Origin of the sequence: Streptomyces sp. KMM 9044, from assembly GCF_024701375.2 — a bacterium.
Lineage (GTDB): Bacteria > Actinomycetota > Actinomycetes > Streptomycetales > Streptomycetaceae > Streptomyces.
On record NZ_CP113910.1, the window covers coordinates 3,040,865 to 3,056,421 of the forward strand.

A 15,557-nucleotide genomic window follows, 5' to 3' on the forward strand; every position below is an offset into this window, starting at 1 on the left:
CGACCCCTCACAGCTTCATCAGGCTGGCGTCGTCGACCGAGGCCGAGTGGCGGGAACGGAACAGGGACACGATGATCGCCAGCCCGACCACGACCTCCGCCGCGGCGACGACCATCGTGAAGAAGGCGATGATCTGGCCGTCGAGGTTGCCGTGCATACGGGAGAAGGCGACGAACGCGAGGTTGCAGGCGTTGAGCATCAGCTCGATGCACATGAAGACGACGATCGCGTTGCGCCGGATGAGGACACCGGTGGCGCCGATCGTGAACAGCAGGGCGGCGAGATAGAGGTAGTTGACCGGGTTCACTTCGACGCCTCCTCGGCCCGCTCCGACGACGCCGGCTCGATCGCCGTGCGCTCGAGCCGCTCCTCGGAGCGCCGCTCCAGCGACCGCAGGTCGCTGAGCGCCTCCTGGGAGACGTCCCGGATCTGGCCGCGCTCGCGCAGCGTGCTGCTGACGGTGAGGTCGGACGTGGTGCCGTCGGGCAGCAGGCCCGGGATGTCCACCGCGTTGTGCCGGGCGTACACGCCCGGGGCCGGCAGCGGCGGGAGCTGCCTGCCCTCGCGGACGCGCTCCTCGGCCAGCTCCCGCTGGGTCTTGGCCTGCTCGGTGCGCTCGCGGTGGGTGAGCACCATGGCGCCGACGACGGCCGTGATGAGCAGGGCGCCGGTGATCTCGAAGGCGAAGACGTACTTGGTGAAGATGAGGGCGGCGAGACCCTCCACGTTGCCGTTCGCGTTCGCCTGCCCGATGCCGTTGAACTCGGTGAGCGCCGCGTTGCCGATGCCGCCGACGAGCAGGATGCCGAAGCCCAGCCCGCACAGCAGGGCGAGCCAGCGCTGGCCCTTGATGGTCTCCTTCAGGGAGTCCGCCGCGGTGACACCGACCAGCATCACCACGAACAGGAACAGCATCATGATCGCGCCGGTGTAGACGATGATCTGGACGACGCCCAGGAAGTAGGCGCCGTTGGCGAGGTAGAACACCGCCAGGATGATCATGGTCCCGGCGAGGCAGAGCGCGCTGTGCACGGCCCGCCGCATCAGGATCGTGCACAGGGCGCCGATCACGGCGACCGTGCCGAGGATCCAGAACTGGACGGCCTCTCCGGTGGAGGTGGAGTAGGCGGCGAGGTGCTCGGTCATCCCCGGATCACCTTCTTCGACGCCGGTTCGTCCTCGCCGGAGGTCGAGTCGGCCTCCTGCACGGCCTCGCCCTCGAAGTGGGCCGCCTGCTGCTCCGTACCGGGGGCGGCCTCGGTCACCAGGCCCCGGTAGTAGTCCTGTTCGTCGGTGCCCGGATACATGGCGTGCGGGCTGTCGACCATGCCCTCCTCCAGACCGGCGAGCAGCTGCTCCTTGGTGTAGATGAGGTTGGCGCGGCTCGAGTCGGCCAGCTCGAACTCGTTGGTCATCGTCAGCGCGCGCGTGGGGCACGCCTCGATGCACAGGCCGCACAGGATGCAGCGGGCGTAGTTGATCTGGTAGACGCGGCCGTACCGCTCGCCGGGCGAGTAGCGCTCCTCCTCGGTGTTGTCCGCGCCCTCGACGTAGATCGCGTCGGCGGGACAGGCCCAGGCGCACAGCTCGCAGCCGACGCACTTCTCCAGGCCGTCCGGATGACGGTTGAGCTGGTGCCGTCCGTGGAAGCGCGGGGCCGTGGTCTTCTGCTGCTCCGGGTACTGCTCGGTCAGCCGCTTCTTGAACATGGCCTTGAAGGTCACACCGAAGCCGGCCACGGGGTTCTGGAAGCCGGGCTTCGTCTGCCCGGCCTCCTTGGGCTCCTCAGCCATCGGACGCCTCCTTTCCATCCAGAGATCCGTCACTGTGGGTATCGGGCCCGCCACTGGCGACGAGCTCCCGCTCCCGGCGCGAACGGCGTCGCGGCACCGGCGGGAGCTCCTGCCCGGGCAGCGGCGGTACGGGGAACCCGCCTGCCATCGGGTCGAAGGCGGCCGGTTCCCCGCCCGTGCCCTCGGCGTCCTCGGCGTTCTTGCCCCTCGCCCGGAACACGTCGGCGACGAAGGACAGCAGCAACAGGACGAGGACTCCGGCGGCGATGTAGAGGGCGATGTCCGCGAAGCCGTAGTTCTCGTTCCTCAGGACCCGCACCGTGGCGACGGCCATCAGCCACACCAGGGAGACCGGGATGAGGACCTTCCAGCCGAGCTTCATCAGCTGGTCGTACCGCACGCGCGGGAGCGTGCCGCGCAGCCAGACGAACATGAACAGCAGCAGCTGGACCTTGACGATGAACCAGAGCATCGGCCACCAGCCGTGGTTCGCGCCCTCCCAGAAGGTGCTGACCGGCCACGGAGCGCGCCAGCCACCCAGGAAGAGGGTGACGGCGACGGCCGAGACGGTGACCATGTTGATGTACTCGGCGAGCATGAACATCGCGAACTTGATCGACGAGTACTCCGTGTTGAAGCCGCCGACCAGGTCGCCCTCGGACTCCGGCATGTCGAAGGGGGCGCGGTTGACCTCGCCGACCATCGTCACGATGTAGATGAGGAAGGAGACCGGCAGCAGCAGGATGTACCAGCGGTCGGCCTGCTGCTCGACGATCGTCGACGTCGACATCGATCCCGAGTAGAGGAACACGGAGGCGAAGGCGGCACCCATGGCGATCTCGTAGGAGATCATCTGCGCGCACGAGCGCAGCCCGCCCAGCAGCGGGTAAGTGGATCCGGAGCTCCAGCCGGCGAGAACGAGGCCGTAGATGCCGATCGAGGCGACCGCGAGGATGTAGAGCAGTGCCACCGGCAGGTCGGTGAGCTGCATCGTGGTCCGCTGGCCGAAGATCGAGATCTCGTTGCCGGAGGGCCCGAAGGGGATCACCGCGATCGCCATGAAGGCCGGGACGGCCGCGATGATCGGCGCCAGGATGTACACCGCCTTGTCGGCGCGTTTGACGACGACGTCTTCCTTGAGCATCAGTTTCACGCCGTCGGCGAGCGACTGGAGCATGCCCCAGGGCCCGTTCCGGTTCGGACCGATGCGCCGCTGCATCCAGGCGACGATCTTGCGTTCCATCACGATGGCGATCAGCACCGTCACCATGACGAAGGCGAAGCAGAAGACCGCCTTGACCACGACCAGCCACCAGGGGTCGCGGCCGAACATCGAGAGGTCTTCAGCGGCGAAGTACGGGCTCATGCCTCCACCTCCTTGGGGGCCTCGCCGGCGAGTGACGCCGGGCCGATACGGACGAGGGCGCCGGGCAGCGCCCCGGTGTCGGAGGCGACGCCGTGGCCGGCGGAGTTCAGCGGGAGCCACACCACGCGGTCGGGCATCTCGGTGACGCTCAGGACCAGTTCGACCGTCCCCGCGGGGCCGGTCACGGCCAGCGGGTCGCCGTCCTTGACGCCGACCTCGGCGGCCGTGGCGGCCGACACGCGCGCCTGCGCGGCGTGCCGGGTGCCGGCGAGCGCCTCGTCACCCTGTTGCAGGAGCCCCTGGTCCAGCAGCAGCCGGTGCCCTGCGAGCACCGCCTCCCCGGCGGCCGGCCGGGGCAGCGCACCCGCCCTCTCCAGGGGCTCGGTGGCCCGCGGGCCCTCCCAGGCGCCGAGCCGGTCGAGCTCCGCGCGGACGGTGCGCAGGTCAGGCAGGCCCAGGTGCACGTCCATGGCGTCGGCCAGCATGTGCAGCACGCGCGCGTCGGTCGGCGGCAGGTTGCGGGTCATCTGCTCGGGCTTGAGCGCGGACGCGAAGGACCGGACCCTGCCCTCCCAGTTGAGGAAGGCGCCGGCCTTCTCGACGACGGCTGCCACCGGCAGTACCACGTCGGCGAGTTCGGTGACCTCGCTGGGCCTCAGCTCCAGTGAGACCACGAAACCGGCCTCGGCCAGTGCCGCACGCGCGCGTGCCGGGTCGGGCAGGTCGGCGACCTCCACGCCCGCGACCAGCAGCGCCTGCAGCTCGCCGCTCACCGCGGCCCCGACGATCTCACCGGTGTCGCGGCCGTAGCGGTGCGGCAGGGCTGCAACGCCCCAGACGGCGGCGACCTCCTCGCGCGCTCGGGGGTCGGTCGCCGGGCGTCCGCCCGGCAGCAGCGACGGCAGCGCGCCCGCCTCGACGGCGCCCCGCTCCCCGGCGCGCCGCGGGATCCACACCAGTCGGGCGCCGGTCTCGGTGGCGATGCGTACGGCGGCGGTCGGGCCGCCCTCGACGGCGGCGATCCGCTCGCCGACGACGATCACCGCGCCCTCGGCCCGCAGCGCTTCGGCGGCTCTGGCCCCGTCTCCCTCCAGGCCGACCCCGCTCGCGAGCGCGTCCAGCCATTCGGTCTCGGTGCCGGGAGCCGCCGGCAGCAGCGTGCCGCCGGCCTTCTCCAGGCCGCGTGTGGCGTGCGTGGCCAGCGAGAAGGTTCGCTGCCCGTGCGCACGCCATGCCTTGCGTAGCCGCAGGAAGACGCCGGGCGCCTCCTCCTCGGCCTCGAACCCGACCAGCAGGACGGCGGGCGCCTTCTCCAGCGAGGAGTACGTGACACCGTCGGTCGCGTCCTGACCGGACGCGCCCCCGAGGTCACGTCCGCGGCCCGCGACCCGCGCGGCGAGGAAGTCCGCCTCCTCGGCGCTGTGCACGCGCGCGCGGAAGTCGATGTCGTTGGTGTCGAGGGCCACACGCGCGAACTTGCTGTACGCGTAGGCGTCCTCGACGGTGAGCCGGCCGCCGGTCAGGACGCCGGTGCGGCCGCGGGAGGCCAGCAGGCCCTGGGCCGCGATCTGCAGCGCGTCGGGCCAGGAGGCCGGCTCCAGCTCACCCTCGGCGTTGCGGACGAGCGGGGTCTGCAGCCGGTCCCGCCGCTGCGCGTACCGGAACCCGAAGCGGCCCTTGTCGCACATCCATTCCTCGTTGACCTCGGGGTCCTCGGCGGCGAGCCGCCGCATGACCTTGCCGCGCCGGTGGTCGGTGCGGGTGGCGCAGCCGCCGGCGCAGTGTTCGCACACCGACGGCGAGGAGACCAGGTCGAAGGGGCGGGAGCGGAACCGGTAGGCAGCCGAGGTGAGCGCGCCGACCGGGCAGATCTGGATGGTGTTGCCGGAGAAGTACGACTCGAAGGGGTCGCCCTCACCGGTGCCGATCTGCTGGAGCGCGCCCCGCTCGACCATCTCGATCATCGGGTCGCCCGCGATCTGGTTCGAGAACCGGGTGCAGCGGGCGCACAGCACGCACCGCTCGCGGTCGAGCAGCACCTGGGTGGAGATCGGCACGGGCTTCTCGTAGGTCCGCTTCTTGCCGTCGAAGCGGGACTCCGGGTTGCCGTGCGACATCGCCTGGTTCTGCAGCGGGCACTCGCCGCCCTTGTCGCAGACCGGACAGTCCAGCGGGTGGTTGATGAGCAGCAGCTCCATCACGCCGTGCTGGGCCTTCTCGGCCACGGGCGAGGTGAGCTGGGTCCGCACCACCATCCCGTCGGTGCAGGTGATGGTGCAGGAGGCCATGGGCTTGCGCTGGCCCTCGACCTCGACGATGCACTGGCGGCAGGCACCGGCCGGGTCGAGGAGGGGGTGGTCGCAGAACCGGGGGATCTCGATGCCGAGCTGCTCGGCGGCCCGGATGACCAGGGTGCCCTTGGGCACGCTGACCCCGGCGCCGTCGATCGTCAGCGTGACGAGGTCCTCCGGCGGGACCGCCGCCTCTCCCCCTCCCGAAGGAGCGTTGGTGGTCACGGTCATGCGTGCACCTCCGTGCGGTCGGCCCAGGCCGTCGACCTCGCGGGGTCGAAGGGGCAGCCCCGGCCCGTGATGTGCTGCTCGTACTCCTCACGGAAGTACTTGAGCGAGGAGAAGATCGGCGAGGCGGCGCCGTCGCCGAGGGCGCAGAACGACTTGCCGTTGATGTTGTCGGCGATGTCGTTCAGCTTGTCGAGGTCGGACATGTGGCCCTTGCCCGCCTCGATGTCGCGCATCAGCTGCACGAGCCAGTACGTGCCTTCGCGGCAGGGCGTGCACTTGCCGCAGGACTCGTGGGCGTAGAACTCGGTCCAGCGGGTGACGGCCCGTACGACGCAGGTCGTCTCGTCGAAGCACTGGAGGGCCTTCGTGCCGAGCATGGAACCGGCTGCGCCGACTCCCTCGTAGTCGAGGGGGACGTCGAGGTGCTCGTCGGTGAACATCGGCGTCGAGGAGCCGCCCGGCGTCCAGAACTTCAGGCGGTGCCCCGGCCGCATGCCGCCGCTCGTGTCGAGCAGCTGGCGCAGTGTGATGCCCATCGGGGCCTCGTACTGTCCGGGGCGGGCGACGTGGCCGCTGAGGGAGTAGAGAGTGAAGCCGGGCGACTTCTCGCTCCCCATCGAGCGGAACCATTCCTTGCCCCGGTTCATGATGGCGGGAACCGAGGCGATCGACTCGACGTTGTTCACCACGGTCGGGCACGCGTAGAGGCCCGCGACGGCGGGGAAGGGGGGACGGAGCCGCGGTTGGCCCCGGCGGCCTTCGAGCGAGTCGAGCAGTGCGGTCTCCTCACCGCAGATGTACGCGCCGGCGCCGGCGTGCACGGTGAGGTCGAGGCTGAGTCCGCTGCCCAGCGCGTTCTCGCCGAGGACGCCCGCCGCGTAGGCCTCGCGCACGGCCTCGTGCAGCCGCCGCAGTACGGGGACGACTTCACCCCGCAGATAGACGAAGGCGTGGGACGACCTGATGGCGTAACAGGCGATGGCGATGCCCTCGATGAGGCTGTGCGGGTTCGCGAAAAGGAGCGGAATGTCCTTGCACGTCCCGGGCTCCGACTCGTCGGCGTTGACCACCAGGTAGTGCGGTTTTCCGTCGCCCTGGGGAATGAACTGCCATTTCATTCCCGTCGGGAAGCCGGCGCCTCCGCGCCCCCGCAGACCGGACTCCTTGACGTACGCGATGACGTCGTCCGGTGACATGGCGAGCGCCTTGCGGAGCCCCTCGTATCCCTCGTGCCTCTTGTAGCCGTCCAGTGTCCAGGACCTGTCCTCGTCCCAGAAGGCCGACAGTACGGGTGCGAGCAGCTTCTCCGGTCCGGTGTCCTTGACCTCGGGTGCCAACGTCATCACTCCCCCTCCTCGGCGGCGGGTCCGGCCGGGTGCGTCGGATCGGAGGCCGACGTGTCCTGCGGCGCGTCGTGCGAGCTGAGGTGTTCCGCCGGTGACGGGTCGTGTGTCGGGGTCTCCCGGGGTGCCTCGCCGCGCGGGTGCACCACGCGCGCGGGGGCGGTCTCCCCCTTGGCCAGCTTCAGGCCGGCCAGGGAGGCGGGTCCCGCGCCGCCCGTGGCGTCGACGGCGCCGTCCCGCTCGTCGGGGAAACCGGCCAGGATCCGGGCGGTCTCCTTGAACGTGCACAGGGGCGCCCCGCGGGTGGGCGAGACGGGACGGCCGGCCCGCAGGTCGTCGACGAGGCGCTTGGCGCTCTGCGGGTCCTGGTTGTCGAAGAACTCCCAGTTGACCATCACGACGGGCGCGAAGTCGCAGGCCGCGTTGCACTCGATGTGCTCGAGGGTGACCTTGCCGTCGTCGGTGGTCTCGCCGTTGCCGACGCCCAGGTGTTCCTGGAGCTCCTCGAAGATGGCGTCACCGCCCATGACGGCGCACAGGGTGTTGGTGCACACCCCGACCTGGTAGTCACCGCTCGGCCGGCGCCGGTACATGGAGTAGAAGGTGGCGACGGCGGTGACCTCGGCCGTGGTCAGGCCGAGCACGTCCGCGCAGAACTGCATCCCGGTGCGGGTGACATGGCCCTCCTGGGCCTGCATGAGGTGCAGCAGCGGCAGGAGAGCCGACCGGGAGTCCGGGTAGCGGGCGATCACCTCGCGCGCGTCGGTCTCCAGCCGGGCCCGGACGTCGTCCGGGTAGGCGGGCGCGGGCAGGTGGGGCATGCCCAGACTGACGCCCCGCTCCGAAGGTGTGGTGGTCACCGGTCGACGCCTCCCATCACGGGGTCGAGGGATGCCACGGCGACGATGACGTCGGCGACCTGGCCGCCCTCGCACATCGCCGCCATGGCCTGCAGGTTGGTGAAGGACGGGTCGCGGAAGTGGACCCGGAAGGGGCGGGTGCCGCCGTCGGAGACGACATGCGCCCCGAGCTCGCCCTTGGGCGACTCGACGGCCACGTACGCCTGTCCCGGCGGTACGCGGAAACCCTCGGTGACCAGCTTGAAGTGGTGGATCAGGGCCTCCATGGAGGTGCCCATGATCTTCTTGATGTGGTCGAGGGAGTTGCCCAGTCCGTCCGGGCCCATGGCGAGCTGGGCGGGCCAGGCGATCTTCTTGTCGGCGACCATGACCGGTCCGGGCTGGAGCCGGTCCAGGCACTGCTCGACGATGCGCAGCGACTGGCGCATCTCCTCCAGCCGGATCAGGAAGCGGCCGTAGGAGTCGCAGGTGTCCGCGGTGGGGACCTCGAAGTCGTACGTCTCGTACCCGCAGTACGGCTGCGCCTTGCGCAGGTCGTGCGGCAGGCCGGTGGAGCGCAGGACCGGGCCGGTCGCCCCGAGGGCCATGCAGCCGGCCAGGTCCAGATAGCCGACGTCCTGCATACGGGCCTTGAAGATGGGGTTCCCGGTGGCGAGCGCGTCGTACTCCGGGAGGTTCTTGCGCAGCGTCTTCACCAGCTCGCGGATCTGGTCCACCGCACCGGGCGGCAGGTCCTGGGCGAGTCCGCCGGGGCGGATGTACGCGTGGTTCATCCGCAGGCCGGTGATGAGCTCGAAGGCGTCGAGAATGAGTTCACGATCACGGAATCCGTAGATCATGATCGTGGTGGCGCCGAGCTCCATGCCTCCGGTGGCGATGCACACCAGGTGGGAGGAGAGCCGGTTCAGCTCCATCAGGAGCACACGGATGACCGAGGCGCGGTCGGGAATCTGCTCCTCGATACCGAGGAGCTTCTCCACTCCGAGGCAGTACGCCGCCTCGTTGAAGAACGGCGTCAGGTAGTCCATGCGCGTCACGAACGTGGTGCCCTGGGTCCAGGTCCGGTACTCGAGGTTCTTCTCAATGCCGGTGTGGAGGTAGCCGATGCCGCAGCGGGCCTCGGAGACCGTCTCGCCGTCGATCTCCAGGATCAGCCGGAGCACCCCGTGCGTGGACGGGTGCTGCGGGCCCATGTTGACGATGATGCGCTCGTCGTCACTGCGCTGCGCCGTCTCGACGACCTCGTCCCAGTCCCCGCCGGTGACGGTGTAGACGGTGCCTTCCGTGGTCTCGCGCGCGGAGGCGGCGGAGGCCGCGGAAGTGTTCGACGTGCTCATGAGTACGACCTCCGCTGGTCCGGAGCCGGGATCTGGGCGCCCTTGTACTCGACGGGGATGCCGCCGAGGGGATAGTCCTTGCGCTGCGGATGCCCCTGCCAGTCGTCCGGCATCAGGATCCGCGTGAGGGCCGGGTGGCCGTCGAAGACGATGCCGAAGAAGTCGTACGTCTCGCGCTCGTGCCAGTCGTTCGTCGGATAGACGGAGCACAGTGACGGGATGTGCGGGTCGCTGTCGGGAGCGCTGACTTCCAGGCGGATCAGCCGATTGTGGGTGATCGAGCGCAGGTGGTAGACGGCGTGCAGCTCGCGGCCCTTGTCACCGGGATAGTGCACGCCGCTGACGCCGGTGCACAGTTCGAAGCGGAGCGCGGGGTCGTCGCGCAGGGTCGTCGCGACCCGGAGCAGGTGCTCGCGCTCGATGTGGAAGGTGAGTTCGCCGCGGTCGACGACCGTCTTCCCGATGGCGTTGCCGGGGAGCAGGTCCTGCTCCTCCAACGCGCCCTCCAGTTCGTCGGCCACCTCGTCGAACCATCCGCCGTAGGGGCGGTTCGAGGCTCCCGGGAACCGGATCGAGCGGACCAGGCCGCCGTAACCGGAGGTGTCACCGCCGTTGTCGGCGCCGAACATGCCGCGCTGGACGCGGATCTCCTCACCGCCCTCGCCCCGCTGGCCGGGGAGGTTCTCGGCGGAGAGGTCCTTCTCGGGGTTCACGCCGTCGCCCGCGGTGTCGTTCGCGTCGCTCATCGCAGCAGCCCCTTCATCTCGATGGTGGGCAGGGCCTTGAGCGCCGCCTCCTCCGCCTCGCGGGCCGCCTCCTCGGCGTTCACCCCCAGCTTGGAACCCTGGATCTTCTGATGGAGCTTGAGAATGGCGTCCAACAGCATCTCGGGCCGGGGCGGGCAGCCGGGCAGGTAGATGTCGACCGGGACGACGTGGTCGACGCCCTGGACGATCGCGTAGTTGTTGAACATGCCGCCCGACGAGGCGCAGACCCCCATGGAGATCACCCACTTGGGGTTCGGCATCTGGTCGTAGACCTGCCGCAGCACCGGCGCCATCTTCTGGCTGACCCGGCCGGCCACGATCATCAGGTCCGCCTGCCGCGGCGAGCCGCGGAAGACCTCCATGCCGAAGCGCGCCAGGTCGTAGCGGCCGGCGCCGGTGGTCATCATCTCGATGGCACAGCAGGCGAGCCCGAACGTGGCGGGGAACATGGACGACTTGCGTACCCAGCCCGCGGCCTGCTCGACGGTGGTCAGCAGGAATCCGCTCGGCAGTTTTTCTTCGAGTCCCATGGTCAAAGGCCCCTCAGTCCCATTCCAGGCCGCCGCGCCGCCACACGTACGCGTAGGCGACGAAGACGGTGAGCACGAAGAGCAGCATCTCCACGAGCCCGAAAATCCCCAGGGCGTCGAAGCTGACGGCCCAGGGATAAAGGAAGACGATCTCGATGTCGAAGACGATGAAGAGCATCGCCGTCAGGTAGTACTTGATGGGGAAGCGCCCGCCGCCGGCCGGCGTGGGGGTCGGCTCGATACCGCACTCGTAGGCTTCGAGCCTGGCGCGGTTGTACCGCTTCGGACCGATCAGCGTGGCCATGACCACGGAGAAGATCGCAAAGCCTGCCCCGAGGGCTCCCAGTACGAGGATGGGCGCATACGCGTTCACCGCTCCTCGCTCCTCTCAGTCGGCACTGACTGCTGGCGAGCCGGGCTCACTTGCCCCACGCGTCCCACGAACCACGCCCGCCCCGGCGAAGATCGAGAACATGTGAAGCAGGTCACAAGCCCAACCGCTCCGCATCCTATGCCCGCCGGTCTGTGATCTGCGACACGGGGTGTCGCACAAGCTTTGTGATCTCCACCACCTGACGAACGATCATGAAGCCGGAAGAGCGGTGATCTTCATACGCGAAGCGTCCACGCGGTCACCATAAGTGACATTCTGTCGCGTCGATGCAGGCCAGGGAGGTGACCCTGATATCAAGAGTGTTCCTCTGCATGCAAATTGGCGCTGTACGCGAACGCTTGTTGGGGGACGCGTTCACACATCGGAGGGGTGCGGGGCGTGATGTGGACGTGTGCACGCGTTCACGAAGTCCGGGAGACCCGCGCCCCGCCGCGGAGCCGGGTCGCCGGCCGCGGGCCGTACCCCCGCCCCGGCCGACCGCCGTCGGCACCCGCCCCGTCGCACCCCGGCGCCCCGCACCCGACCCCGCGCCCGACCCCGCGCCGGAGCCGGTCGCCCCCCGAGCCGATCCGGAGCACGCCCGGGACTCCCCCCCCCCGGGCCCCCGCGGAGCCCACCGCGGACCCCCTCCCCCGCCCGACTCCCGGACGCCGCCTCGGACCCGGCCCGAGGCCCGGACCGGGCCCCCCAGAGGCAGCCCGGAACGCGGTGCGGGCCCGGCGCGGTCGCGACCCGGCCCGGGCCGAACGTCACGCCCGTCGCGATCCCGACGCAGGCCGCCCGCAATCCGTCCACAACCCGTCCGGAGTTCGCACACCGGACGCGATGCGAGGGGTGACCTTTCCGTGACCTGCACCACATCCACAGGGAGGACACAGAAAGAGGGCTTGGCCAATCGTTTCAACCGATGGTAGGCAGGGGGCAATTCGGACGTAAAGATGAAAGACCGTGATCACAGGCCCATTACGCCGCGCCCGCAATGTCCGTTACGGCATCAATAAAGAGCGACACGCCCGGGCTTCGGCGTCACGATTGAACAACTGTGGCGCAGCACACGTTTCTTGTGGATATGAAGGAGCCCCTGGTACCGGTTGTTCCCATGTCCCACACCGCTCACATACGAAGCCACCGGAAACCCCGCCGCAGCGCCCAGACCACGAGGGCGATGCGGGCCGGAGTCGCTGGTGGCGTCCTCGGCACTCTGGTAGTGGCCGGGGCGTCGGCCTCGGCGGTCGCCGCCGAGCCGGTGACCCAGACCCTCGAACTGCCCGCCCTCACGGCCGACCTGTCCACCCAGGTCGCTCAGTCCGCGGAAGCCACCCAGCAGGCCGCCGCGAACTACCAGCTGCAGGCCGAGCGGGACGCCGCCGCGGCCAAGGCCGCCAAGGAGGCGAAGGCCGACCTCGCCGAGGCCAAGGAGAGGGCCGAGGCGAAGAAGAAGGCGGCCGAGGAGGCCCGTAAGGCCGCCGCCGAGCGGGCCACGCGCGATGCCGAGCGCGCCCCCCTCACCGCCGACCCGGGCACCACGACCACGGCGGCCACCACGACCACCGCCTCCGCGCCGGCCAGTGGCAGCGTCGGAACGGTGATCTCCTTCCTCAAGGCGCAGGTGGGCGACGCCTACGTCATGGGTGCCACGGGCCCCAACGCCTGGGACTGCTCCAGCCTGGTCCAGGCCGCGTTCCGCCAGGTCGGCGTCGACCTCCCGCGCGTCTCGCAGGACCAGTCGACGGTCGGAACCGACGTCTCGCTGTCCGCCCTCCAGGTCGGCGACATCCTGTACTGGGGCGGCAAGGGCTCCGCGTACCACACGGGTGTCTACATCGGTAACGGCCAGTACCTGGACGCCGCCAACCCGTCCAAGGGCGTCGTCATCCAGGACCTTTCCGGCTACCCCGCGTCGGGCGCGGTGCGCGTGCTCTGATCCGGGCCGCCCGCACGGGCCGGAGGGCCGCTGCCGCTCGGGGGCAGCGGCCTCTCCGTCGCCCACCTCCGGGCGCTTCGGGGCACTCCGGGGCACTCCGGATATACCGGATACCTCACTCGGAGGTTCACCCCGCCGCGCCGGAATATCCCAGTCGTCCGAATCGTCCCCAGGTCGGGGTGCGCTGACGGGCCGCCATGCCCGCGCGAAGCGCCGTCCGGCCTTGTAGTGCCCCCTGCGGCGCCCCGCGCGCGCCGGACAGCCCCGGGGGCCCGCCCCTCGGGTGCCGGCCGTCCACAGCGTCGCTCAACGGCTCCCGGGCTCCCGCGCACGCGGAACGCGTCACGCCTTCGGCGTCACCTTGCTCAGACCGTTGATGATGCGGTCCATCGCGTCGCCGCCCGTGGGGTCCGTCAGGTTGGCGAGCAGCTTCAGGGTGAACTTCATCAGCATCGGGTGCGTCAGGCCGCGCTGGGCGGCGATCTGCATGACCTTCGGGTTGCCGATGAGCTTCACGAACGCACGGCCGAGCGTGTAGTAGCCGCCGTAGGTGTCCTTCAGGACGCGCGGGTAGCGCTGGAGGGCGATCTCCCGCTGGGCCGGCGTCGCCCGCGCGTGGGCCTGGACGATGACCTCGGCGGCGATCTGCCCGGACTCCATGGCGTAGGCGATGCCCTCGCCGTTGAACGGGTTCACCAGGCCGCCCGCGTCACCGACGAGCAGCAGCCCGCGCGTGTAGTGCGGCTGGCGGTTGAAGGCCATGGGGAGCGCGGCGCCGCGGATCGGGCCGGTCATGTTGTCCGGGGTGTAGCCCCAGTCCTCGGGCATCGACGCGCACCAGGCCTTCAGGACCTCGCGCCAGTCCAGTTCCTTGAAGGAGTCCGAGGTGTTGAGCACGCCGAGACCGACGTTGCTCGTCCCGTCGCCCATGCCGAAGATCCAGCCGTAGCCGGGCAGCAGCCGGTCCTGCGGGCCGCGGCGGTCCCACAGCTCGAGCCAGGACTCCAGGTAGTCGTCCTCGTGACGCGGCGAGGTGAAGTACGTACGGACCGCGACACCCATCGGACGGTCCTCACGGCGGTGCAGGCCCATGGCCAGCGACAGCCGCGTGGAGTTGCCGTCGGCGGCCACCACCAGCGGGGCGTGGAAGGTGACTTCCCGCTTCTCCTCGCCGGTCCTGGCCTTCACGCCGGTGATGCGGCCGGTGCGGTCGTCGATGATCGGCGCGCCCACGTTGCAGCGCTCGTACAGGCGCGCGCCGGCCTTCTGGGCCGCCCGGGCGAGCTGCTCGTCGAAGTCGTCGCGCTTGCGGACCAGGCCGTAGTCGGGGAAGGAGGCGAGTTCCGGCCAGTCGAGCTGGAGGCGGACTCCGCCACCGATGATGCGCAGGCCCTTGTTGCGCAGCCAGCCCGCCTCCTCGGAGATGTCGATGCCCATCGACACCAGCTGCTTGGTGGCGCGCGGGGTGAGGCCGTCGCCGCAGACCTTCTCCCTCGGGAACTCGGTCTTCTCCAGCAGGAGCACGTCGAGACCGGACCTCGCCAGGTGGTACGCGGTCGCGGAGCCGGCCGGCCCCGCGCCCACGACGATCACATCGGCGGTGTTGTCGGAGAGCGGCTCGGTCACGGCGGGTTCTCCCCAGGTTCGAAATCTGCGTGCCGACGGGCACTGGACACGGGCAGTCTATGCAGCGGAACCGATCACCCTGTCGAAGGGCCGTCCCGATGAATCCAGTCCCACCCGCCGTACGGCTCCGTGTACCCACCCACGAGGACGTCTTCACCTGGCACCGGATCTTCGCCGATCCGGACGTCATGGAGTTCCACGGCGGCAGGGCCGCGGAGTTGTCGGTCTGCGAGGAGCTCACCGCGCGCCGGCGGCGGCACGACGCCGAACTCGGCTTCTGCCTGTGGACCGTGGTCGACGGGGCGGACCGCGTCGTCGGCTTCACGGGCGCCCAGCCCTGGGAACGGGACTGGGGCCCGACCGGCGAGATCGAGATCGGCCGGCGCCTCGGCCGGGAGCACTGGGGCAAGGGGTACGCCACCGCCGCCGCGCGCCGGACGCTGGAGCGCGTGCGCGCCACCGGCGTGCGGGACGTGGTCGCGCTGGTCGACGCCCGCAACACCCGCTCGGCGGCGGTCACCCGTCGGCTCGGGATGCACCTCGACGAGACGTTCACGGTCCCGGCCTCGCACCGGGAGAGCCACTGCTACCGGCTGACCCTCTGACAGTGGAAGTGACAACTCCCACTTCAGTCACCCGTTGTGACCGATTGTCACGGATAGCCACGGAATGCTTCCTTCCGGCCCGTGGCCGTGCCTACGCTGCCGGTACCGCTGGGGGGTGACATCCGTGCCGGTGCGACCCAGAACACCCGAGGTGCGCGTTCCTCGCCTGGTCGGCCTGATGGCCGTGGACGCGCGCGAGTCGGCTCGTGCGCGTGGCCTGTCCCTCGAGGCGCCGGACCGGCCGGACTTCCACCTGACCGTCGTCGAGTACGTCGTGCGCCAGTATCCGCAGCCCGGCACCGAGGTGCCGCGGGGCTCCGCCGTGCACGTGTGGTTCGACTTCGGGGAGGGGGACGGCGGAGGAGGGGTGCGTGAACCGCGCGGGCCGGTGCCTCCCCGCGGCGGCCTCCGGCGGGAACTGGACGAACCCGGAGCCCCGTACACGGCCGCGCCCCGCACGGCGACGGCGCTCCTCGGCCCGCCCTGACCC

At 70.2% G+C, this 15,557-nt stretch carries 15 protein-coding genes; 3 read left to right on the forward strand and 12 right to left on the reverse strand.

Annotated elements, in window-relative coordinates; all coding sequences use genetic code 11:
* Positions 1–7 precede the first annotated feature (7 nt).
* The 11 genes from nuoK to HUV60_RS13580 are packed head-to-tail and all read right to left on the reverse strand — an operon-like array spanning position 8 to position 10,891.
* Complete coding sequence (gene nuoK, locus HUV60_RS13530) at positions 8–307, reverse strand: NADH-quinone oxidoreductase subunit NuoK (RefSeq protein WP_003974374.1); 300 nt, start codon at positions 305–307, stop codon at positions 8–10.
* Positions 304–1,146 (reverse strand): NADH-quinone oxidoreductase subunit J, encoded by an 843-nt coding sequence (locus HUV60_RS13535; RefSeq protein WP_257851032.1) that lies wholly within the window; start codon positions 1,144–1,146, stop codon positions 304–306. Before HUV60_RS13535 ends, nuoK begins: the two co-directional genes overlap by 4 nt.
* Positions 1,143–1,793, reverse strand: coding sequence for an NADH-quinone oxidoreductase subunit NuoI (gene nuoI, locus HUV60_RS13540; protein ID WP_257851031.1), 651 nt, complete (start codon positions 1,791–1,793; stop codon positions 1,143–1,145). The genes HUV60_RS13535 and nuoI overlap by 4 nt, the downstream gene beginning before the upstream one ends.
* Positions 1,786–3,159, reverse strand: coding sequence for an NADH-quinone oxidoreductase subunit NuoH (gene nuoH, locus HUV60_RS13545; protein ID WP_257851030.1), 1,374 nt, complete (start codon positions 3,157–3,159; stop codon positions 1,786–1,788). Before nuoH ends, nuoI begins: the two co-directional genes overlap by 8 nt.
* A complete protein-coding gene (locus tag HUV60_RS13550; protein WP_257851029.1) occupies positions 3,156–5,681 on the reverse strand; it encodes an NADH-quinone oxidoreductase subunit G in 2,526 nt (841 codons plus the stop codon). The genes nuoH and HUV60_RS13550 overlap by 4 nt, the downstream gene beginning before the upstream one ends.
* The gene (nuoF, locus tag HUV60_RS13555; RefSeq protein WP_443047287.1) at positions 5,678–7,024 is read right to left on the reverse strand and encodes an NADH-quinone oxidoreductase subunit NuoF; all 1,347 of its coding nucleotides are present in this window, start codon (positions 7,022–7,024) and stop codon (positions 5,678–5,680) included. Before nuoF ends, HUV60_RS13550 begins: the two co-directional genes overlap by 4 nt.
* A complete protein-coding gene (nuoE, locus tag HUV60_RS13560) occupies positions 7,024–7,884 on the reverse strand; it encodes an NADH-quinone oxidoreductase subunit NuoE (RefSeq protein ID WP_257851027.1) in 861 nt (286 codons plus the stop codon). The genes nuoF and nuoE overlap by 1 nt, the downstream gene beginning before the upstream one ends.
* Positions 7,881–9,221 (reverse strand): NADH-quinone oxidoreductase subunit D, encoded by a 1,341-nt coding sequence (locus HUV60_RS13565; protein ID WP_257851026.1) that lies wholly within the window; start codon positions 9,219–9,221, stop codon positions 7,881–7,883. The genes nuoE and HUV60_RS13565 overlap by 4 nt, the downstream gene beginning before the upstream one ends.
* Entirely contained in the window at positions 9,218–9,967 is a 750-nt protein-coding gene (locus HUV60_RS13570; RefSeq protein WP_257851025.1) for an NADH-quinone oxidoreductase subunit C, read from the reverse strand. The genes HUV60_RS13565 and HUV60_RS13570 overlap by 4 nt, the downstream gene beginning before the upstream one ends.
* Positions 9,964–10,518 (reverse strand): NuoB/complex I 20 kDa subunit family protein, encoded by a 555-nt coding sequence (locus HUV60_RS13575; RefSeq protein WP_257851024.1) that lies wholly within the window; start codon positions 10,516–10,518, stop codon positions 9,964–9,966. Before HUV60_RS13575 ends, HUV60_RS13570 begins: the two co-directional genes overlap by 4 nt.
* A gap of 13 nt (positions 10,519–10,531) precedes the next feature.
* Complete coding sequence (locus HUV60_RS13580; protein ID WP_055570452.1) at positions 10,532–10,891, reverse strand: NADH-quinone oxidoreductase subunit A; 360 nt, start codon at positions 10,889–10,891, stop codon at positions 10,532–10,534.
* 1,090 nt (positions 10,892–11,981) lie between these two features.
* Here HUV60_RS13580 and HUV60_RS13585 point away from each other — a divergent pair.
* On the forward strand, positions 11,982–12,836 hold the full coding sequence (locus HUV60_RS13585; protein WP_257851022.1) for a C40 family peptidase: 855 nt from the start codon (positions 11,982–11,984) through the stop codon (positions 12,834–12,836).
* A 342-nt stretch (positions 12,837–13,178) separates the two neighbouring features.
* Here the strand turns inward: HUV60_RS13585 and HUV60_RS13590 are convergent, their stop codons facing one another.
* Positions 13,179–14,462 carry a geranylgeranyl reductase family protein gene (locus HUV60_RS13590; protein WP_257851020.1) on the reverse strand — a complete coding sequence of 428 codons (1,284 nt, stop codon included), beginning with the start codon at positions 14,460–14,462 and terminating at the stop codon, positions 13,179–13,181.
* Positions 14,463–14,560: 98 nt separating this feature from the next.
* Between HUV60_RS13590 and HUV60_RS13595 the strand changes: the two genes are divergently transcribed.
* Together HUV60_RS13595 and HUV60_RS13600 are read left to right on the forward strand one after the other, a co-directional pair.
* Positions 14,561–15,067 carry a GNAT family N-acetyltransferase gene (locus HUV60_RS13595; protein WP_257851018.1) on the forward strand — a complete coding sequence of 169 codons (507 nt, stop codon included), beginning with the start codon at positions 14,561–14,563 and terminating at the stop codon, positions 15,065–15,067.
* Between the two features lie 151 nt (positions 15,068–15,218).
* Positions 15,219–15,554, forward strand: a complete 336-nt coding sequence (locus HUV60_RS13600) for a PASTA domain-containing protein (protein WP_256082493.1) — start codon at positions 15,219–15,221, stop codon at positions 15,552–15,554.
* Positions 15,555–15,557 lie beyond the last annotated feature (3 nt).